This window comes from Aeromonas sp. 600527, from assembly GCF_049175415.1.
GTDB lineage: Bacteria > Pseudomonadota > Gammaproteobacteria > Enterobacterales > Aeromonadaceae > Aeromonas > Aeromonas veronii_A.
Genome location: NZ_JAAKVA010000002.1, coordinates 128339 through 148403, shown reverse-complemented (window position 1 = coordinate 148403; position 20065 = coordinate 128339). Strand labels below are relative to the sequence as shown.

The following is a 20065-nucleotide window of genomic DNA, read 5'->3' as shown; positions in this document are numbered from 1 at the left end:
GCCAATTGGCCGCCCTTGTTGTTTCCGATGTTTAGCGATCATCAGCTTACCGCGTGATGATCTGCCGGCATTTCGGGTAAGCGCTGCATCCCCAGAACTGTTCCCCCTTGTTGCTGCCACGGTGTGCTGTGCGCAGCACCATGGCACAACCACATTTTGTGCAGCACTGCTGGGCGTGACTCGTGTCATGAAGGATGGGGAGATCCTCTTTTAGCATGCTGACGTGATTGCTTGGAGAAGAGGGAATAGCAGGTTGGTTGTGACGCGCCTTTAGCTGCGCCACATGCTGCTTATGGGTCTGCCAATTGGCGGCCAGTCGTTCCCGCTGGATGGTTTCGATCACCCGGGTGACCTCGGCAGGGGTCAACACTGGCGTGCTCTTGCCCTTGATATAGCGAATAAGTCCGCGATTCATCACGTTATCCGGCATCGGGGTTTTAAAGGTGCAGTCGCCAATAAAGTAGATGATCGAGTGGAGCTGATGATCCGCTAGCCCCAGCAGGGATTTGAGCGTCATCAGGTGTAGATAGTTTTGGCGCAATGGATTTTGAAAGCTGTGCCTGCGGCGAAAGAGCTGCTGTGTCCAGCTCTTGTGGGCCGGATTGCCAAATATCCACCCCTTGATGTTTTTGGTCTCGATGACAAACAGTCCGAAGCGCGAAACGAGCACATGGTCGATCTGGGTGCTCCCCTCAAGGGTCGGCAGGGTCACGTTCTTGAGCAGATGGTACTCCCGCTGGTCGAGAAACAGCCGGATACCGAGATTGATAAATGCCTCCCCGATCATCCCCTTGAACCAGGGCGTTTTGATCAGGGCGGCAATCAGCAGAAGGGGCAGCAGATACCAGAGCTGGCCCAGCAGAACCGCAATCACAGGTGTGAAGTCCATTTCACATTTATCCAGTCAATGGATTAGAAGGGGTTCATCGTCTCTGGCCAGAGGAAATAGGGGCCAAATTTGGGGCTCATTCTAAATTCACCGCCTTCATCTTTACCCTTGGCTGTCAGGTAATGCTTGCTGTCGCGCAGTTCAAGCAAGCCGTGAGTCACCATTTTTTCCAACAACTCATTGGTTTTGATCCCCCACTTTTGCGCCAGTTTGGATGAGGTTAGTTTTTCAGTGACAGATTCACCTTCGCTGGCGGAAGGTTGTTGGGGGTCAGCTTCATTAACCACCCGCTCCAGGGATATGCGGATTTCGTCGCTAACCCGGATAATCCGTTGGGCCTCGTCGTAGGCATCACGGTAAAGATCGTGATCCTCCGAGCGCTGGATCAATACCCCCATTTCGTTGTTATTGACCTGACTGAATTCGTAGAGATTCAAGCTGGTGATAATGCACATCTCCTCATTGAGATAGCACTTGGCGTGGAGGTTTTTACAAAAGCTGGTGCGGATATAGGTGAGCTCCTTGAGCCAGCTGATCTCTTCCGGTTGTAGCTCACTCTTGCCATAGACAATTCGTACATCGATCTTGAGCCGATTCTTGTCGGTCAGCAGCTCTTTGATCCTGTCGTTGAGTTTGAGGAAAGGGCTTATCAGGATCAGCCGCTCTTTGGCATCCTTGATAAGTTCTTCAAGAAAGTAGTTGGTTGCACTGGTATTCAAAAACTTGGCCATGGCAAAAATCTCTATCCCTGTTGCATCGTGATGACGTAAAGGTCGGGTGGCTTGTTGAATGTCTGTGAAGGCATGCTGGGTGAGAGCCTTTCCCGCCGAACGTTCGTTGATTAAGTGGCGTCCACTGCTTATTGAATGTGGGGGTGACCACGGGGTAAGAGAGTTCCGAATTACTCCGTTTTTGTCAATTTCGTCGTGTCATATCTGTGACCATTTCCCCAAGCCTGTCAGATGGTTTGCCTGTCTTTCGTGCTTCATGTAAAGGGCGACATGATGGTTAAGAAACACATCAGGTTGGTTTTTGCTCTCGAGCTATGCTCTATAGCTCCCTTTTTCTCCAGACACGAGATAGTTCAATCGTAAAACCAGATTGAATTGAACTTTTTTATTCGGTTTTTTAAGTGGGTGGTGGGGGGTAGGCTAGTCTCAACTGCGAAGCGAAGGGTTTCGCCGTCATTATGAGCACAATGAGGATCTGAAGATGGACAAACACGCTAGCGGGGCCGGTCAGTGCCCCTTTGCCCACGGTGCCAATACCTCTGCCAGCCAGGAGCATCAAGTCTGGTGGCCCAATGCCCTCAACCTCGACATCCTGCATCAGCATGACCGCAAGACCAATCCGATGGATGAGACTTTCGATTATGCCGACGCCTTCAACAGCCTCGATTACGATGCCCTCAAGGCCGATCTGCATGCCCTGATGACCGATAGCCAGCCCTGGTGGCCGGCCGACTGGGGCCACTACGGCGGCCTGATGATCCGCATGGCCTGGCACTCCGCCGGCAGCTATCGCGCAACCGACGGCCGCGGCGGCGCCAACACCGGCAACCAGCGCTTCGCTCCCCTCAACAGCTGGCCAGACAACGGCAACCTCGACAAGGCCCGCCGTCTGCTGTGGCCGATCAAACAGAAGTACGGCAACAAGATCTCCTGGGCTGACCTGATGATCCTGGCGGGCAACGTTGCCTATGAATCCATGGGGCTCAAGACCTTCGGCTTTGCCGGTGGCCGCGAGGACATCTGGCATCCGGAAAAAGATGTCTACTGGGGCTCCGAGAAGGAGTGGCTGGCGCCGAGCGGTAGCGAAGGGAGCCGTTACAGTGGCGAACGGGATCTGGAGAACCCGCTGGCAGCGGTGATGATGGGGCTGATTTACGTCAACCCGGAAGGGGTGGATGGCAACCCGGATCCCCTGAAAACCGCCCACGACATGCGCGTCACCTTTGCCCGCATGGGGATGAATGACGAAGAGACAGTGGCGCTCACCGCCGGTGGTCACACCGTTGGCAAGGCTCACGGCAATGGCAGCGCAGCCAAACTGGGGCCAGCCCCCGAAGGGGCTGATGTGCACGAGCAGGGGCTGGGCTGGATCAACCACGAGAGCCGCGGCATCGGCCGTGACACTGTGACCAGCGGTCTTGAAGGGGCCTGGACCAGCAACCCGACCCGCTGGGACAACGGCTACTTCAAGATGCTGCTGGGCCACGACTGGTGGCTCAAGAAGAGCCCGGCCGGTGCCTGGCAGTGGGAGCCCGTCGCCATCAAGGAGGAAGATCGCCCGGTGGACGTGGAAGACCCCTCTATCCGCTGCAACCCCATCATGACCGATGCGGACATGGCGCTGCGCTTTGACCCCGTATACCGGGAGATCTCCGAGCGCTTCGCCGCGGATCAAGCGCTCTTCTCCGACGCCTTTGCCCGCGCCTGGTTCAAGCTGACCCACCGCGACATGGGGCCGCGCAGCCGCTATCTGGGGCCAGAAGTGCCGGGCGAAGTCATGGTGTGGCAGGATCCGGTTCCGGCGGTGGATTACCAGCTCTCCGATAAGGAGGTGAGCGAGCTCAAGGCCAAACTGCTGGGCTGCGGCGTGGCGCCGTCAGATCTGATTGCAACCGCGTGGGACAGTGCTCGTACCTTCCGCGGCTCCGATTATCGCGGCGGTGCCAACGGTGCCCGCATTCGCCTCGCGCCAATGAAAGCGTGGGAAGGCAACGAACCGGCTCGCCTCGAGAAGGTGCTCAACGCCCTGATCGCCCTGCAGGCCACCCTGAGCAAGCCGGTCAGCATCGCCGACCTGATTGTGCTGGGCGGTAGCGCAGCGGTGGAGCAGGCGGCCAAGCTGGCCGGCGTTGATATCGTCGTCCCCTTTGCGCCGGGTCGCGGCGATGCCAGCGCCGAGCAGACCGATGCCGAGTCGTTCGCCTTCCTCGAGCCGGTTCACGATGGTTTCCGCAACTGGCAGAAGGGGCACTACAAGGTGCAGCCGGAGGAGATGCTGCTCGACCGTGCCCAGCTGCTGGGGCTCACCGCCCGCGAGATGACGGTGCTGGTCGGCGGGTTGCGGGTGCTTGGCACCAACCACGGCGGCTCGGCCCACGGCGTCTTTACCGACCGGGTCGGGGTGCTCAGCAACGACTTCTTCGTCAACCTGACCGACATGGCTTATAGCTGGCAGCCGACTGGCCGCAACAGCTACCAGATCGTGGATCGCCAGAGCGGTGCGGTGAAGTGGACCGCTACCCGGGTTGATCTGGTGTTTGGCTCCAACTCGGTGCTGCGCGCCTACGCCGAGGTCTATGCCCAGCAAGATGGCAAGGAGAAGTTCGTCCGCGACTTCGTCAAGGCCTGGGTCAAGGTGATGAACAACGACCGTTTCGATCTGAAATAAGTCGCTTCAACCTGCATGAGAACGCCAGCCGCAAGGCTGGCGTTTTTTATGGTGGCGGTGATAGCTGCATGGTGCAACTCGGTGGATGCTCCTCTGGCAGCCCGGGTTAGAAGCTCATGGCCAGCCCGATGGAATAACCGCAGGTGTTGTGGCTGAACATGTAGCGGGCAACCAGCCGGGTACGGGTGACAATGATGTCGTACTTGCTGCTGTCCAGCTCCAGACCGGCGCCGATGGAGTTGAGGGAGTCAAAGCCAAGCAACCCCCGTTGCTCCCCCAGATATGCGGTATGGGCCCCCTCCAGTACATAGCGCACCGGCCTGTCGAGCAGGGTCCAGTGGAACAGCGGGGCGCGGCGGCGCAGATAGAGGCCGAGGTTCTCCGCCTCGGCGTGACCACGGACGCTGGTCGAGGTGCCGCCAAAGCTCTGCAGGTGCTGATAGGAGTAGCGCAGTTCGGCATCTATGTCCTGGGCCGGTGAAAAGAGTTCGTAATCGAGCATCAGCGAGCCACCCAGCCCGTACATATTGAGCTGACCCCCATCGAGAAAGTCCAGCGAGTAGCCCTTGGTACGATCAAGCAGCCAGTTGCCGATCCGCAGGTCGCTGGCCATGGTACCGAGCGAGACGTTGGCTATGGGGCGCAGCACCCAGTGGCCGCCACGCGGATCTTTGTGAAGGGTGACATCCCAGCCGATCCCGCCCGAAGCGGTCAGGCTATTCCACTTGGTCGGTATGGTGCGACTCTCGGTACCATTGCTTATCACAAACTGGGGGTCGTAGCGGCTGTAGCCCAGCGCCCCCTCCAGATAGATGGGCACGGCTTCGCTCAGGGTTGCGCCGCCTCCCAGTTGTCCCATGTTGAGCGCCGAAGATTGGCCAGTACTGCTGCCGATATCCAGGTTGCTGGCCGTGATGTCCGGTACCACGCTGAAAGTCATCAGCGAGATCACCGCATTGGCCCGTTTTTGCGCCCAGTCCTCCTCCTGATCATCAAGGTTGTTACTGGCCGCGAGTGACGCCATGGGCAGGATCGCCGCGAAGAGGGCGCAACCCAGACGGTACAGCAGGCAGAGCGGGTGTTTCATGGCTGGATACCCTAAACAAGCGACCTCCTGTCGCCCCAATCTACTGTAGCGAGTTTCTCTCTGGCTGTCTCGACCTGACCATTGGGTTGGGCTATGGGTGGTGGCGTGGCCATCTGCAGAAAATGGTTGATGCAGCTCATGGTTCTGGCCAATGGCAGATGTCGTCAGCGGCATAAGCGAGCAGGCTGGATATACTCAACGCGTTGATAAAAATGACAGGAGTGCGGGATGAACAGACTCGGATTGGCCGGCAAGATGTTGCTGGCAATTTGCCTGCCGTTATTGGCGCTGCTGTTTTTCGCCAGCCACTACGCATACGACAGATATCGGGTGACCCATGAGATGGCGCAAGCTCTACAGCAGCTGACAGTGGTCGAACGCAGCGCCCAGCTGGTGCACGAGCTGCAAAAGGAGCGTGGCATGTCGGCTGGGTTTATTGGCTCTGAAGGGCGTAAATTTGCCGATGCCTTGCCACGTCAACGGCAACAGGTTGATGAAGCCATTAGTCGCTTTCAGGGGTTGGAGAGGGGGAGCGTCCACGAGCAGGCGGATCTGGGTTTGAGCGAGTTGACGGGGATCCGCGATCAGGTGGACAAACTGGCCATAGAGGCTCCCCATCAGGTCGCTTTTTATAGCCAGTTGATTGCTTCTCTGCTCAAGGTGGTGGATGAGATTAGCCTGCGTAGCCAGGATGCCGCTATTGCCTTGCAGACCAATGCCTACGCCGCATTTTTGCAAAACAAGGAGCGTATGGGGATGGAGCGGGCGACCCTCAGCAATGTTTTTGCCAAAGGGAGTTTCACCCCGGCTACCTTGCAGCAATTTATGTCCCTGCTCTCTGCCCAGCAGAGTTATCTGGAACGTTTTCGCGCTGCGGCAAGTCCGGCGCAGCAACGACTGCTTGAGCAAATAGAGAAGAGCCCTGTCATTGCAGAGGTCGCGAAATATGAGCAGCTAGCTCTGGACAAGATGACCGAGGGGGGCTTTGATGTCGATCCGGAGCGATGGTTTGCCGTGAGCACCGAGAAGATCGACCTGCTCAAACAGGGTGAGGATCAGCTCTATCAGCAGCTGTTCGAACGGGTTGAGCAGATGGAGAGCGAGAGTCAGCGCAACTTCTGGTGGGGCTCAATGGTGGTTCTGTGCTGTCTTTTGTTGACCTCTCTTATCAGTTGGAAGGTGCTGCGGGATGTGCATCTGGGCTTCGTCGCTCTGCATCGCACCTTTTCACGGCTCGTCAATGACAATGATCTGACGGTGAGGGTCAACTGGAAATCGGGTGACGAGCTGGGGGCATTGGCGCGGGATCTCAATCGCTTCCTGCAGCATCTGGAAGGCTTGTTGCTGGAGGTGCGCCGCTCCTGTGAGATATTGACCCGTAGTGCCAGCAACTCCAGCGAGGTGATTGCCGAAGTGAATGAAGGTGTGGTGCGTGGCGTTGGTCAGGTTGAACTGGTTGCCACCGCCGCAACTGAAATGGCTTCGACGGTGGCCGAAATTGCTCGCAATGCGACCCAGACCTCGCTGGCGACCCAGCAGGCCATTGGACGTGCCCGGCAGGGGGACAAGGAGGTGGATCAGACTATCGCCGCCATCGAGCAGGTGGCCGGCACCCTCGACGAGACCCGGCTGTTGGTCAACAACCTGCATCAGGATACCGAGTCCGCCGTCGAGGCACTCAACCTCATCAAGCAGATCTCTGATCGTACCAATCTGTTGGCCCTCAATGCTGCCATTGAGGCCGCCCGTGCCGGTGAGTCTGGGCGCGGCTTTGCCGTGGTCGCCGATGAGGTACGTTCACTGGCTGCCCGTACCCAGCAGGTGGCAGATGATATCGAACAGATGCTCTCCCGTTTGCGGGCGGGGGCCCGTCAGGCGGTGGTGGCCATGCAGTCGGGCAGCGAGCAGGCGGGTCTCAGTGTCAGTGAAGCGCAGCGGGCGGGTCACGAGCTGACCGACATCGTCAATGAGGTGCGCAAGGTGAGTGACATGACTGCGCAGGTAGCTACCGCAACCGAGCAGCAGCGCTACGTAACGGACGATATCCAGCACAACGTAATGACCATCCGCGAAGTGTACGAGGCCCATCGCCAGCACTCGGTCACCCTGCAGCAGAATAGTGTCGAACTGGATCAGTTGGCTCGGGAGTTGGCTGGACGCATTGCCAGCTTCAAGTTGCTGGAGAGAGCCTCTCCCCACTGATCCATTTGAGCTAAAGCTTGTCCCTCCCTGGCCGATACCCCTTGTGAGATCGTGTGGAGGGCAAGCAATTGAACGCTTGGGTGTTGGGGTTGGTCAGCATATCCGTGAGTATGCAGTTACAGGCTGGGGTTACCGAATTTGGTGCCGGTCTGGATCAATCCGTCTGGCGTTTGACCTCCGATACCCAGATTGAGTGTCGCCTCGAGCATCCTATTCCCAACTGGGGAACGGGGGCGTTTGTCAGCCGTGCCGGGCGCAAGATCAACCTCGACTTCGAGCTCAAGGGCAAGCGGCCACAGGCCCAGACCCAGACGGTGAGCCTTGGCATCATGCCGCCGGTATGGCGCCCGGGAATAGCCGGGCGAGAAGTGAGTCAACTGCGTTTCTATCAGCAGTTCGATGGGCTGGTGGAGGGGCAGACGGCCTGGACCATGCTCGACGAGCTGGAGGGGGGGCGGATGCCCACTTTCCAGTATCGGGACTGGTATCGCCAGAACCGCGCGGTGCGAGTGTCCCTCTCGTCGGTTAACTTTCGGGTTAAATATCAGGCCTTTATAGATTGTCTGAGTGGGCTCTTGCCCTACAGCTTTAACGATATCGCCTTTAGCGTGCTCACCTACGACAAAAACAGCGATCAGCTCTCCATCCCCTCCAAGCGGCGGCTGGCGATGATCAGCGAGTTTATCAAGGCGGACAAGAGCATCGATGTGGTGGTAATTGACGCCTACAGCGACAGCTATGGCGGCCGTTGGCCGAACCTGAAACTCTCCGAGAAGCGGGCCGATGCCATCAAGAAGGTGTTTGTCGATCTGGGGATCGATCCCGGCAAGATCTCGGTGGAGGGGCATGGCGAGAAGCAGCACGTCGCCTCCAACGAAACCGAACAGGGGCGTGCCAAGAACCGGCGGGTGGTGATCAGCATGGGGCGCAATGGCGAGATCTAGTGCTGTCCCCGGCAAAGAGGCATAAAAAAGAGCGCAGATGCGCTCTTTTTTGATCCTGCCATTCGGCAGCGGGATTAGGGCAGCTTAGAAGCTGTCACCGAGGCCAGTACCGGCATCTTTCTTGGCAATCAGTTCAATCTTGTAACCGTCCGGATCTTCGACGAAGGCGATGACGGTGGTGCCGCCCTTGACCGGGCCCGGCTCACGAGTGATCTTGGCACCGGCGGCGCGCAGTGCTTCGCAGGTGGCATAGATGTCGTCCGCTTCCAGCGCGATGTGGCCGTAGGCGGAGCCCAGTTCGTACTCGCTCACCCCCCAGTTGTAGGTCAGCTCGATCACCGCTTCATCCTTCTCGTCACCGTAGCCGACGAAGGCCAGGGTGTACTTGTACTCGCTGTTCTCGCTCTTGCGCAGCAGCTTCATGCCGAGGACGCGGGTGTAGAAGTCGATGGAGCGTTGCAGATCGCCGACACGCAGCATGGTATGCAGAATTCTCATTGCTCAGTTCTCCGGGTTGGTGATGTGTACTGCTTTCAATCTCGGTTGCGAGGCTATCAGCTTTCTGGATAGACCTTCTCTTTGTATTCGCAGAGGTCCTCGATGATACAGGAACCACTGCAGCGGATGTTTGCGAGCGAGACAGGTAGGACGGTTGTGGCGCCCAGTCATTCAGCTCTCTGGATAGACCTTCTCTTTGTATTCGCACAAGTCCTCGATGATACAAGAACCACAACGGGGCTTGCGAGCCAGACAGGTGTAACGCCCGTGCAGGATGAGCCAGTGGTGGACATCCAGCTTGAACTCGGCGGGCACTACCTTGAGCAGCTTCTCCTCCACCTGATCCACGTTCTTGCCTACCGCAAAGCCGGTGCGGTTCGATACCCGGAAGATATGGGTATCGACGGCGATGGTGGGCCAGCCAAAGGCGGTGTTGAGTACCACGTTAGCGGTCTTGCGGCCGACACCCGGCAGGGCTTCCAGCGCTTCGCGATTCTCCGGCACCTCGCCGCCGTGGCGCTCCAGCAAGATGGCGCAGGTCTTGATGACGTTCTCGGCCTTGGTGTTGAACAGGCCAATGGTCTTGATGTACTCCTTGAGCCCATCCACCCCGAGCTCCAGCATTGCCTGCGGGGTGTTGGCCACCGGATAGAGCTTGTCGGTCGCCTTGTTGACGCTGACATCGGTCGCCTGCGCCGAGAGCAGCACGGCGATCAACAGCTCGAACGGCGAGTTGAAGTTGAGCTCTGTGGTGGGGTGGGGGTTGTTTGCCCGCAGCCGCTCGAGGATCTCTCTGCGTTTCTGGTTGTTCATGCCTTGCGTCCGATCATAGCTCGGTCGCCCGGACGCGGGCCGGGGCAACGTTGCAGTGGGCTACGGTAGCGGCCTGTTTGCGATCACGCCAGTCATTGATGGCGTTCTTGGCGGCGATCAGCAGCCCCAGCCCGATAAAGCCGCCCGGCGGCAAAATCGCCAGCAGCAGGCTGGCATCGGCGTGGAACAGCTCGATGCGCAGGGATTTGGCCCACTCGCCCAGCAACAGCTCGGCACCATCAAACAGGGTGCCCATGCCGATGATCTCGCGCATGCCGCCCAGTACCAGCAGCACCAGAGTAAAGCCAAGGCCCATCATCAGGCCGTCGAGGGCCGCCAGCAGCGGCGGGTTCTTGGAGGCATAGGCCTCGGCGCGGCCGATGATGACGCAGTTGGTGACGATGAGGGCGATAAAGATGCCGAGCGCCTGATAGAGGCCATAGGTGTAGGCGTTCATCAGCAGCTGCACACTGGTCACCAGCGAGGCGATGATCATCACATAGACCGGGATGCGAATATCCTTCGGCACCCAGTTGCGCACCAGCGAGACGGCGAGGTTGGAGCAGACCAGCACCGCCATGGTGGCAAGGCCTAGCCCCAGCGCATTGGTAAAGGTGGAGGAGACGGCGAGGGTCGGGCAGAGCCCCAGCACCTGCACCAGCGAGGGGTTGTTCTTCCACAGCCCCTGACTCATCAGCTCCTTGAGCTCGCCTTTGCGGCTTTCCAGCTCGGCAATCGGGGTTGCGCCCGTTTCAATCTGTTCCATCTGGTTCATGATGGCTCGACTCCGTTAGTTCGCCGCCGGACAAGCCGGGGCGTTGCTGAGCAGTTCGGGTTGCTCCTGCTGCAGTTTAAGCAGGTTCTTCACCGCCTTGACCACGGCTCGCGGGGTGATGGTGGCGCCGGTAAAGGCATCGAACTCGCCGCCATCCTTCTTCACCGCCCACTGGGGTTCGTTGTCATGGGTCAGGAATTTTCCGGCAAAGCTGTTGATCCAGTCCGATTTCTTCAGCTCGATCTTGTCACCGAGGCCCGGGGTCTCGTTGTGAGCGAGCACGCGCACGGCAGTGATGGTGCCCTTGGCATCAAAACCCGCCACGATGCGGATCGCCCCGCTGTAACCATCCGGCGCGATCGCCTCCAATGCATAGCCGGTCACCACGCCATTCTTGCTGGCGGTATAGAGGGCCTGCGGCTGATCGCTGCCGAGATACTTCCTGCTGGTCACCTGCTTGCAGCTGGCCACCAGATCGTTGTCATAGCTCCCCTCCGGCAGCAATACCGAGAGAGTCTGCTGTTTCTCCAGCTGTTGCTGGTGGGCGATTTTATCCTTGGTCAACTCGTTGGTCAGTACCACCAGCGCGGTACAGCCGAGCGCGAACATCGCCAGAATAAGGCCGTTCTTGCGCATGCTCTTTAACATGTCCGGGCTCCGTCAGCTGTGATGGGGGAAAAGGGCAGAAACATCATTGGCGACGGGCTCCATACACTTTCGGGCGAGTCAGGCTATCAATAAATGGCACACAAAGGTTGGCTAGCAGCACGGCAAAGGCGAAGGCATCCGGATAGCCGCCAAAGCGGCGGATGATGTAGACCAGCCCCCCAATCAGCACGCCATAGACCAGTCGGCCGCGCGGCGTGGTGCAGGCGCTGACCGGATCGGTGGCGATAAAGAAGGCTCCCAGCATAGTCGCGCCGCTGAATAGATGGAACATGGGCGTGGCGGTCGCATCCGGGCTCACCAGATAGCCGATGGTGGAGGCTGCCAGCAGGGCACCGAGAATCGCGGTGGGAATGCGCCAGTTGATCACCTTCAGCTGCAGCAGGAACAGGCCGCCCAGCAGATAGCCGAGGTTGACCCAGCTCCAGCCGATGCCGCCCCAACCCTCAAACAGCGGGCCGTTCAGGATCTCGCCGGTGGTGAGTCCCTGAGTCAGGCCGGTTTTCAGGGTATCGAGCGGAGTCGCCATGGTGAGACCATCCACCCCCTGCTTGAGCTGGGCCATGCTGTAGCCGTCGAGGCTAAAGCCGGTGAAGATCACCGACGCCGCATCGCCAAAACCGAGGCTGTAGGCACGCACGCTCTCCGGCGGCAGCCAGCTGGTCATCTGCACCGGGAAGGAGACCAGCAGCAGCACATAGGCGACCATGGCCGGGTTGAACAGGTTCTGACCCAGTCCGCCGTAAAGGTGTTTGGCGATGATGATGGCAAAGGCCGTGCCCACCACCAGCATCCACCACGGCAGCAGCGGCGGCAGGGAGAGGCCGATCAGCACGGCGGTGAGCGCCGCACTGCCATCCATCAGGGCAGGCTTGATGGCGCGGCCACGGAGCTTGAGCACCAGCGCCTCGCACAGCAGCGCAGTGATCAGCGCCAGCAGGATCTGGATAAAGGAGCCCCAGCCGAAGAACCAGGTCTGGGCCAGCAAGCCCGGCACGCAGGCCAGGATCACCAGCAGCATCAGGGTTCGGGTCTGTTTGCGGTTATGGGCAAACGGCGCAGTCGCAATATTGAACATGAGTCTGTCGATTACCTTGTGGTTGTTCGGTCGGCTGACGGGACATCTTCAGCAGCACTCTCTGCGGCTCTGGCTGCCTCGGCTGCCAGCTTCTTCGCCTTGGCGCGGGCCACCGCGGCTGCAATGGCCGCTTTTTTCGGATCAACCGGGGCATCAGCCGCAGGGGCGCTCGCTTCAGGCGCGGCAGTGACGGCAAGTGGTTGCTCACTGCTAGCTGCATCGCTTTGCATCGGCTCAGCCGATGCGCGCTCACCCTCAGTTCCAGCTCTATCTACCTGAGTAGCGGCACTTTCTACCTCAGCACTGGTATTTGCGCTCTGCTGGGCCAGCTTTTTGGCCTTGGCCCGGGCGATGGCTGCGGCGATAGCGGCTTTCTTGGGATCGACCGCTTCGCTTGCAGCCGTATCGCTTTGGCTGGTGGTTACTTCGCTCTTGGCTACCGCCACGTCGCGGGTCTCCGCGCTGGCAGCTGGCTCACTCTGCGCACCTTCAGCACCGGCACTTTCGCCCTGCTGGGCCAGCTTTTTGGCCTTGGCGCGGGCAATGGCAGCGGCGATAGCCGCTTTCTTGGGATCAACCGCTTCGCTGGCCGCAGATGGTGCATCGCTTTGGGTTGCAGCAGTTTCGTTGGTGCCTGCGTTTGCAGTCAGATCGCCCTCAGCGCTGTCACCCTGCTGGGCCGCCTTTTTGGCTTTGGCCCGGGCGATGGCAGCAGCGATAGCCGCTTTCTTGGGATCAACTGCTTCGCTGGCAGCAGATGGCGTATCGCCTTGCGAGCCTGCGTCTGCTACCGCGCTGTTGGCTGCGCTTACCGGTTCGCCACTCGCTTCGGCCTTTTTGGCCTTGGCCCGGGCGATGGCGGCGGCAATCGCCGCCTTTTTCGGATCAACCTCTGCCTTTTGCTGATCAGCATCTACCGCAGGGGCAGCAACGGCTTCGGCAGTCACAGGCTCGGCGCTCTCGCCTGCCTGAGCGGCTTTCTTGGCCTTGGCGCGCGCCAGTGCGGCAGCGATGGCTGCTTTCTTGGGATCGCTGGCGGGGTCAACCGCCTCGGCGGATTGCGGCGCAGCGGCTGTTTCGCTGTTTGCGCTCTCGGCCAGCTTGGCGGCGCGGCGCGCCTCTGCTTCCCGTTTGCGGGCTTCGCGGGCGGCAATCACGGCGCTGTTGTCGGGCAAGCCCTCGGCGGTGGCGGCAATGGCAGTGATGGGGGCATCCTGCTTGGCCTTGATGCGGGCCAGTGCCGCTGCCACCGGATCTTCCCCGCCTGCGGCCGTCATGGTCTGACGGCGCTGGGCGGCGGCTTCGGCATGGCGCGCTTCGCGGGCCGCTTTCTCCCGCTCGAAACGGGCCTGCTTGGCCTCGAAACGCTGCTTGGCTCGTTCGGCTTTTTCGGCCTCGGCACGGGCTTCGCGAATGTCGTCTTTGGCGATCTTGTAGTACTGCACCAGCGGGATCTCGCTCGGGCAGACCCAGGCGCAGGCGCCGCACTCGATGCAGTCCATCAGGTTGAGCTTCTCGGCCTTGTCATACTCCTTGGCCCGACTGTACCAGTAGAGCTCTTGCGGCAGCAGAGTGGCCGGGCAGGCATCGGCGCAGGCGCTGCAACGGATGCAAGGCTGCTCCGGGCCGGGGGCGGGCAGTTCGGCCTGCGTCGGCGCCAGCAGGCAGTTGGTGGCCTTGACCACAGGCACCATGGCGTGGGGCAGGGTAAAGCCCATCATGGGGCCACCCATGATCACCCGCTGCTCCGCTTCCGGTTGCAGCTCGAAACGCTGCAACAGCCAGCGCACCGGCGTACCCAGGCGCACCCAGGCGTTGCCGGGCTTCTTGAAGCTGTCCCCGGTGAGGGTGACGATCCGCTCGATCAGCGGTTCGCCGTCGATGATGGCGCGCTTGATGGCAAACACGGTGGCGACGTTGAGCACCATGATGCCGATATCGACCGCGCGGCCCCCCTTGGGCACCTGACGGCCGGTCAGCAGCTCGATGGTCTGCTTGGCACCGCCCGAGGGGTACTTGGTCGGCACCGTCTTGACCAGCACATCTTCATCGGTGGCGTGGCGGGTCAGCTGCTCGATCGCCTCGGGCTTGTTGTCTTCCACCCCGATCAGGGTGAGTTTCGGTTTGAGCAGGTGCTTGAGCACCCGGATGCCATCCATGATCTCGTCGGAGTACTGCTGCATCAACCGATCGTCGGTGGTGATATAGGGTTCGCACTCCAGCCCGTTGACGATCAGGATCTCGGTGAGCTGGCCGCGGCCATCGAGCTTGCTGTGGGTCGGGAACACGGCGCCGCCAAGGCCCGCTACTCCCGCCTGCTGGATGCGTTCGAGCAGCTCGCCCCGCTCCAGATTCCAGTAATCGGGTTTGCCATTGCGCTCGCCCCACTCATCTTCCCCATCCGGGGTGAGAATGACGCAGAGATCGCCGAGCCCGGAGGGGTGGGCAACCGTGTGGTTGCCAATCTCGGTGATGGTGCCGGAGGTGGAGGCATGGACAGGGACGACCCGCCCCTTGGCATAACGGGTCAGCGGCTGCCCTTTTTTGACCTTGTCGCCCACCTGCACCAGCAGATCGCCGGCGGGGCCTGCGTGCTGGCGCAGCGGAATGATGAGACGTGGCGGCAGACCGGCGTCTACCAACGGGCTCTGGCTTGATTGCAGCTTGTTGTCGGCGGGGTGAATGCCACCGTGAAAGTCCCAGAGCGTGCCGGCTTTGATACGTTCGAGTAAGGAATGCATGGTTGCTCCGCTGTTTATTCCACTATCTTGACCGGAATCTTGCCCGGAACATGCACGTTATTGAGATCCCACTTCCAGTTATCGACCGTGGTGGGCACCGGGATCATCTCGATGCAGTCGGTCGGACAGGGATCGACACAGAGATCGCAACCGGTGCACTCGTTGGCAATCACGGTATGCATCGCCTTGGTGGCGCCGACGATGGCATCCACCGGGCAGGCCTGAATGCACTTGGTGCAGCCGATGCACTGATCTTCGTGGATAAAGGCGACCTTCTTGACCGGCACGGCGGCCTCGTCACTGCCCCCCAGCGGCTGGGGCTCGACCCCCATCAGATCGGCAATCTTGCGCATGGTGGCCTCGCCACCGGGTATGCACTTGTTGATCTGATCGCCGTTGGCGAGCGCCTCGGCGTAGGGTTTGCAGCCGGGATAGCCGCACTGGCCACACTGGGTTTGCGGCAGCAGGGCATCGAGCTGGTCGACGATGGGGTCTGCTTCCACATGAAACTTGACGGCGGCAAAGCCCAGGATAATCCCGAACGCCAGCGCCAGCAGGGTGAGCACCAGAATGGCAAAGAGAATATGGATCATGGTTATATCTTGATAAGGCCGGTAAAGCCCATAAAGGCCAGCGACATCAGACCGGCGGTGATCATGGCAATCGACACCCCGCGAAACGGCGCGGGTACATCGGCGGCGACCAGACGCTCGCGCATGGCGGCAAACAGGATCAACACCAGCGAGAAGCCGGTCGCGGCGCCAAAGCCGTAGATCACGCTCTGGATAAAGTCGTGTCGCTCATTGATGCTGAGCAGCGCCACCCCGAGCACCGCGCAGTTGGTGGTGATGAGCGGCAGGAAGATCCCCAGCAGGCGATAGAGGGTCGGGCTGCTCTTGCGCACCACCATCTCGGTAAACTGTACCACCACGGCGATCACCAGAATAAAGGCGAGGGTACGCAGATATGCGATATCCAGCGGCAGCAGGATATAGTGCTCCACCAGATAGGAGCTGGCACTGGCGAGGGTCATCACGAAGGTGGTCGCCAGCCCCATGCCGATGGCGGTTTCCAGCTTGCCGGAGACCCCCATAAAGGGGCAGAGGCCGAGGAATTTCACCAGCACGAAGTTGTTAACCAGCACGGTGCCGATCAATAAAAGCAGGTACTCAGTCATCAATTACCGTCACTGAAAGTCGGGTTATCGGGGGTTGAAGGCGGGCGGTATTATCTGACGTTAGGGCCAGTTAAACAACCGCAAGGCCGCATGGTTATTATGCAACTGGATAATTTAGCCGGGGTTTTGGGCAAGATTGCGGACGGTTGTTTGGCGGCTTTGCCAGCACTTGGCTGGCAAAGCCGGGATAGCAGTCAGGTGTTCAGGCTGGATGTGTGCGCAATAACTCCCCGTAATAATCCGGCAGTGCCGAAAATCCGGTCAATTCACCTTGCAATTCTGCCAGTCTGGTCAGTCTCATTGCCGCTCTGAAACTTGCCGCATCCAGCTGTGTCAGAGGGTGGAGCAATGAAATAGAGGGCCCCAGCTCCAGCAACCAGTAAGGATTCACATTCCCCCCAGCCAGCGGTGTACCTGTCTGCTCTTCGGTCAATTGTTCCCTTCGCAGCTTCCGGCATGTCAGCACAGGCCAGACACGGGTTACCTCCCGTGTCTTGCCATCGGCCGCAAGGGTCGCTACGGCCAGATAGCTGATCTCGTTCATCAGCTGATCATCGTAACGAGTGGCAATGGTTTCGGCAGGGGTGTGATACCAGCGGGCAGAACCATCACGAAATGCATCGAAGTAGCTCGCCGGGCGGCTGTTTTCCGGTGCGGTCGGAATGATCAGGGTGAGATCATGGTGGCGGACCTGCTGCATCCCCAGGGTGGCAATCCGGCTGGGCTCTTCCAGATAGAAGTGGCCCGAGCGGATGGCTGGATAGCGGAACTCTTCCCCCGATTTACCCAGCTTTTGCTCAAGGAAGGTTTGCAGCCAGCAAGAGCCGCTGTGATCCTCTGCTGGCAACAGGGCAAAGGCACCGATACCAATCCGGTCGATCTCCTCCTGATAGGGATTTTTCGTTCCGGGTTGCTGGTTCATAAAGCCCGGATAGAGCGCAAAAGCGCCAAATGTGGGGCGGCTTGGTATCGGGTCATCCTGTTGCTGATAGAGCAGGGCATCCCGATAACGGTGCATCTGGTTGATGGCATCATCGGGCACCCTGTCTCTCGGGTCATCTTGAGTGCCGTTATCGACCCGGTACTTGGCATCAAACAGCCAGATAAAAGTGTCGCCACTGCCAGTGGTGGCTTCGATCAGAATGTCCGGCTTCTGGGGAACCAGCAGGGAGTGAACCGGCTTGTTGGTCTTGTGAAATCTCGGTTCATGGGCCAGCTTGAGCCTTACACCGTCTGCTGTACGAAGGTACTCCCAGCAGTACTTCATCCCCTCGGCCAGCCGGGTATCCCAGCCATCGCGGGTGAAGTTAAAGGCAGGTGTTTTCACTTCGGTAAATCCCAGCGTCAGGATAATCCGGCGCACCTCGAGCACGCACCAGAGCTCGTAGAGCTGATCCATGCTGCGCACGCCGGCCACGGCATCATTTCCCAACGCATCTAGATAGAGGCGCAGTTGCTGCCAGACCCGGTAAACCGCGCTATAGCCGCTCTTTTGCTGTAGTACCAGAGACTCGCGTTGTAACACTGCCGCCGGACCTATCTCCTGCATCAGGGGGTGAGCCAGCGCCTGATCCAGCGGTTTGCTCCACGCCTTCAGACGGTCAAAAAAGGCCCTGGACAGCAGTGTGCGATCGCCCTGTTGTGTCAGCTGTTGCAGCATCCTTCCGGTGCGCTCCAGCACAAACTTGATAAAGCGGTTTTCCGGGGTATCCGTGGTCAGTTGTTTACGTTCCACCCGGTATCTGCGTTCGATACCGTTATCCAGATCCTGGCGGATCTGTTCGGCCTGCTTCGGGCGTGGCGGGCGCTTCATTCTGGCGGCCAGCAGATATTCGGTCTTGCTTTGCAGCCTGCTGTGGGGCGCATTGATGATCTGGCGGATCCCCCGCTCAAGGTCCTTGTGCAGGGCTTCGAAATGGGCAAGCCAGAGCAGGGGGAACGGTTCGGCTTTGCGCTGGCTGCGCCCCCCTTGCTGACTGGTTGCGCTGTTCAGGGTAAAACGCCAGTAGGGGTACTGCTCATCCAGCACCCGATGGATCAGCGGCACATCCCGACGGATATCCAGCTTGACCGGATAGACCTCGAACCAGAGCGTCAGCTGAACGCGAGCAGCTTTTCCTGCAGCCGATTTCGGTTGATAGGAGAAGGGGAGTGCAAGTGTGCCTACTTCGTTGCCGGTATTGAATCCCCCCAGCAGCTCCTGCGATCCATGCCTGCTTTTGAAGCGAAACGACTCGCAGATCCGCTGCAGATGATGCTCCAGCCGCGGCGCATCACTTCCCTCGCTAACGCCGTGAAGAAACTCCCATTCGAATTCGTAAAAGCAGTTCTCAAACAACAGGGGGGTTGGCAGTACCAGAGCGGAGAGCGCCTGATCATCAGGCAGCTCCAGCGGGCAGCCATCAGCCTCAGCCAGAGTGATGGAAAGGGGCTGCGAGAAGCGCACAACTGGCGGTTCGTATCTGCCAGCACTCGCAGGCAGGCCCGCGTTGCCGATCACCTGTTGATGATGGACGCGGGTAGCTTGTAACTGCCGATAACGATCCCCGACCGTCTTCTCATTGGCATAGATCCGCAAAATCCAGTCACGGCTCTGCAGGGTAAACAGGCACTCCATCACAACCCCCTTACGGCCAGAAGCTGGTAAAGCACTGCCGTGCCAGCCGCTCTTTCATCCAGGCCAGTTTCTTCTTGCTGCGGCAGGGGACGTGCGGCGGTTCTGCGGGGGCGGAATCTTCATCGGCGGCAGCCACCTTGCAGTTAAACAGGTCAGGGCGTGTGTTATCCCAGTGACTACCAAATTGTTCTGCCAGCACCTTTTCCAGGTCTGTCAGCAGGTCGCCATCAGCCGTCAGATGGCTGCGCAACTTGTCACTATCCCCCTCAATGCGCGGCAATACCTTGCACATCATAAAGTCATCCCAGATGGCGACCAGTTCTGCGGTATTGGCGGGATGATGGGCCAGCAGGGCCAGCATCAGCTCGTTCAGGGCGCGATAGGCCAGTTCGAACGGGCTCTGTTGCAGCACCCCGTTGACTGCCTTCAGGAAGGTGACGCTCTCTTTACTGTATTGCTCCAGTGCCGAGACTTCAGTAATGGCGCGTCCGTCTGACCAGGTCGGATAACCCAGCCGTTTTGGCTGCAATGCCGGTGCAAAGTAGGCATCGAAATCGTTGGGGAAGAACTCGTTAAAGTCGAAGGTGAGGGCCCTGTCGATCACCTTGCGGGAAAAGCCGTGGGTGGTCTCGTCCATATTGACGGTACCGGCCACCATCAGGTTGAAGGGGATAGCGATACCGTGCTGGCAGAAGCTGGCCCAGATCTGCTGATGCAGTGAAACATCGAGGTCCAGTCCCAGTTTTTCCGCCAGTTCGGTACGCGCGCTCTCATCCAGTTGCTGGCTAAGCGTATCTGCTTTGAGCAGGGGATCGCACCGGTAGACATAGCCGTAGTCCACCCCTTCTTTGTCGTTAAATACAGTCAGTTCGGGTGAGGTATACCAGTGGCGGGTCTCCAGTACCGATAGATAGTCGGCGAAATATTGTTCAACCGGCGCCAGGTTCATCTCGTCGAGGCAGAGCCAGAAGGGGGGAATATGGTCCAGTTGTTCCTGGCTCAGACCAATCTTGCCATCGGCTCTCACTTCGCCAATACGCTCGTAAATATAGACCCAGGCTTGGGTAATAAAATGCAGCACCGGCGTTGATACATACTCCTTTTTACCACTGATCCTGGAGATATAGCCCAGTAGATCGGAGGGTTCGTGCCAGTCTGGTCGTACAGGAACCAGGCAGT

General features: G+C 59.3%; 16 protein-coding genes. 3 read left to right on the top strand and 13 right to left on the bottom strand.

Going from position 1 to position 20065, the window contains the following annotated elements; all coding sequences use genetic code 11:
• Positions 1–46: 46 nt before the first annotated feature.
• The gene (locus G5154_RS04170) at positions 47–889 is read right to left on the bottom strand and encodes an NERD domain-containing protein (RefSeq protein ID WP_421250388.1); all 843 of its coding nucleotides are present in this window, start codon (positions 887–889) and stop codon (positions 47–49) included.
• Between the two features lie 23 nt (positions 890–912).
• The gene (locus G5154_RS04165; protein ID WP_219278319.1) at positions 913–1620 is read right to left on the bottom strand and encodes a phospholipase D family protein; all 708 of its coding nucleotides are present in this window, start codon (positions 1618–1620) and stop codon (positions 913–915) included.
• Between the two features lie 481 nt (positions 1621–2101).
• On the opposite strand from G5154_RS04165, the gene katG reads away from it, so the two are divergent.
• Positions 2102–4288: a catalase/peroxidase HPI gene (katG, locus tag G5154_RS04160; protein WP_421250387.1), complete on the top strand. Its 2187-nt coding sequence runs from the start codon at positions 2102–2104 to the stop codon at positions 4286–4288.
• A gap of 106 nt (positions 4289–4394) precedes the next feature.
• Here the strand turns inward: katG and G5154_RS04155 are convergent, their stop codons facing one another.
• Entirely contained in the window at positions 4395–5312 is a 918-nt protein-coding gene (locus G5154_RS04155; RefSeq protein ID WP_421171955.1) for an autotransporter domain-containing protein, read from the bottom strand.
• A gap of 291 nt (positions 5313–5603) precedes the next feature.
• Here G5154_RS04155 and G5154_RS04150 point away from each other — a divergent pair, with 291 nt between their 5' ends.
• Positions 5604–7577, top strand: a complete 1974-nt coding sequence (locus G5154_RS04150; protein ID WP_421250386.1) for a methyl-accepting chemotaxis protein — start codon at positions 5604–5606, stop codon at positions 7575–7577.
• A gap of 68 nt (positions 7578–7645) precedes the next feature.
• Complete coding sequence (locus tag G5154_RS04145) at positions 7646–8521, top strand: flagellar protein MotY (protein ID WP_005337611.1); 876 nt, start codon at positions 7646–7648, stop codon at positions 8519–8521.
• An 84-nt stretch (positions 8522–8605) separates the two neighbouring features.
• Here G5154_RS04145 and gloA read toward each other — a convergent pair whose 3' ends face one another.
• From gloA to G5154_RS04095, 10 genes are all read right to left on the bottom strand, one after another.
• The gene (gene gloA, locus G5154_RS04140; protein ID WP_005337610.1) at positions 8606–9019 is read right to left on the bottom strand and encodes a lactoylglutathione lyase; all 414 of its coding nucleotides are present in this window, start codon (positions 9017–9019) and stop codon (positions 8606–8608) included.
• Positions 9020–9190: 171 nt separating this feature from the next.
• On the bottom strand, positions 9191–9832 hold the full coding sequence (gene nth / locus G5154_RS04135; protein WP_247822510.1) for an endonuclease III: 642 nt from the start codon (positions 9830–9832) through the stop codon (positions 9191–9193).
• Positions 9833–9845: 13 nt separating this feature from the next.
• The gene (locus tag G5154_RS04130) at positions 9846–10607 is read right to left on the bottom strand and encodes an electron transport complex subunit E (RefSeq protein WP_005350792.1); all 762 of its coding nucleotides are present in this window, start codon (positions 10605–10607) and stop codon (positions 9846–9848) included.
• A 15-nt stretch (positions 10608–10622) separates the two neighbouring features.
• Complete coding sequence (rsxG, locus tag G5154_RS04125; protein ID WP_005359614.1) at positions 10623–11255, bottom strand: electron transport complex subunit RsxG; 633 nt, start codon at positions 11253–11255, stop codon at positions 10623–10625.
• Positions 11256–11298: 43 nt separating this feature from the next.
• Complete coding sequence (gene rsxD, locus G5154_RS04120) at positions 11299–12351, bottom strand: electron transport complex subunit RsxD (protein ID WP_421263887.1); 1053 nt, start codon at positions 12349–12351, stop codon at positions 11299–11301.
• 11 nt (positions 12352–12362) lie between these two features.
• Entirely contained in the window at positions 12363–15092 is a 2730-nt protein-coding gene (rsxC, locus tag G5154_RS04115; RefSeq protein WP_421250384.1) for an electron transport complex subunit RsxC, read from the bottom strand.
• Between the two features lie 14 nt (positions 15093–15106).
• Complete coding sequence (gene rsxB, locus G5154_RS04110; protein ID WP_421250383.1) at positions 15107–15685, bottom strand: electron transport complex subunit RsxB; 579 nt, start codon at positions 15683–15685, stop codon at positions 15107–15109.
• Between the two features lie 2 nt (positions 15686–15687).
• On the bottom strand, positions 15688–16269 hold the full coding sequence (rsxA, locus tag G5154_RS04105) for an electron transport complex subunit RsxA (RefSeq protein WP_005337600.1): 582 nt from the start codon (positions 16267–16269) through the stop codon (positions 15688–15690).
• Between the two features lie 202 nt (positions 16270–16471).
• Positions 16472–18886 carry a DUF2357 domain-containing protein gene (locus G5154_RS04100; RefSeq protein WP_421250382.1) on the bottom strand — a complete coding sequence of 805 codons (2415 nt, stop codon included), beginning with the start codon at positions 18884–18886 and terminating at the stop codon, positions 16472–16474.
• A 10-nt stretch (positions 18887–18896) separates the two neighbouring features.
• Positions 18897–19967 (bottom strand): hypothetical protein, encoded by a 1071-nt coding sequence (locus G5154_RS04095; protein WP_421250510.1) that lies wholly within the window; start codon positions 19965–19967, stop codon positions 18897–18899.
• Positions 19968–20065 lie beyond the last annotated feature (98 nt).

Coding starts and splice junctions, on each gene's coding strand:
- rsxA (WP_005337600.1), bottom strand. CDS start 16,269: ATGACTGAGTACCTGCTTTTATTGATCGGCACCGTGCTGGTTAACAAC.
- rsxD (WP_421263887.1), bottom strand. CDS start 12,351: ATGTTCAATATTGCGACTGCGCCGTTTGCCCATAACCGCAAACAGACC.
- katG (WP_421250387.1), top strand. CDS start 2,102: ATGGACAAACACGCTAGCGGGGCCGGTCAGTGCCCCTTTGCCCACGGT.
- G5154_RS04130 (WP_005350792.1), bottom strand. CDS start 10,607: ATGAACCAGATGGAACAGATTGAAACGGGCGCAACCCCGATTGCCGAG.
- G5154_RS04150 (WP_421250386.1), top strand. CDS start 5,604: ATGAACAGACTCGGATTGGCCGGCAAGATGTTGCTGGCAATTTGCCTG.
- G5154_RS04100 (WP_421250382.1), bottom strand. CDS start 18,886: ATGGAGTGCCTGTTTACCCTGCAGAGCCGTGACTGGATTTTGCGGATC.
- gloA (WP_005337610.1), bottom strand. CDS start 9,019: ATGAGAATTCTGCATACCATGCTGCGTGTCGGCGATCTGCAACGCTCC.
- G5154_RS04165 (WP_219278319.1), bottom strand. CDS start 1,620: ATGGCCAAGTTTTTGAATACCAGTGCAACCAACTACTTTCTTGAAGAA.
- G5154_RS04155 (WP_421171955.1), bottom strand. CDS start 5,312: ATGGCGTCACTCGCGGCCAGTAACAACCTTGATGATCAGGAGGAGGAC.
- nth (WP_247822510.1), bottom strand. CDS start 9,832: ATGAACAACCAGAAACGCAGAGAGATCCTCGAGCGGCTGCGGGCAAAC.
- rsxG (WP_005359614.1), bottom strand. CDS start 11,255: ATGTTAAAGAGCATGCGCAAGAACGGCCTTATTCTGGCGATGTTCGCG.
- G5154_RS04170 (WP_421250388.1), bottom strand. CDS start 889: ATGGACTTCACACCTGTGATTGCGGTTCTGCTGGGCCAGCTCTGGTAT.
- rsxB (WP_421250383.1), bottom strand. CDS start 15,685: ATGATCCATATTCTCTTTGCCATTCTGGTGCTCACCCTGCTGGCGCTG.
- rsxC (WP_421250384.1), bottom strand. CDS start 15,092: ATGCATTCCTTACTCGAACGTATCAAAGCCGGCACGCTCTGGGACTTT.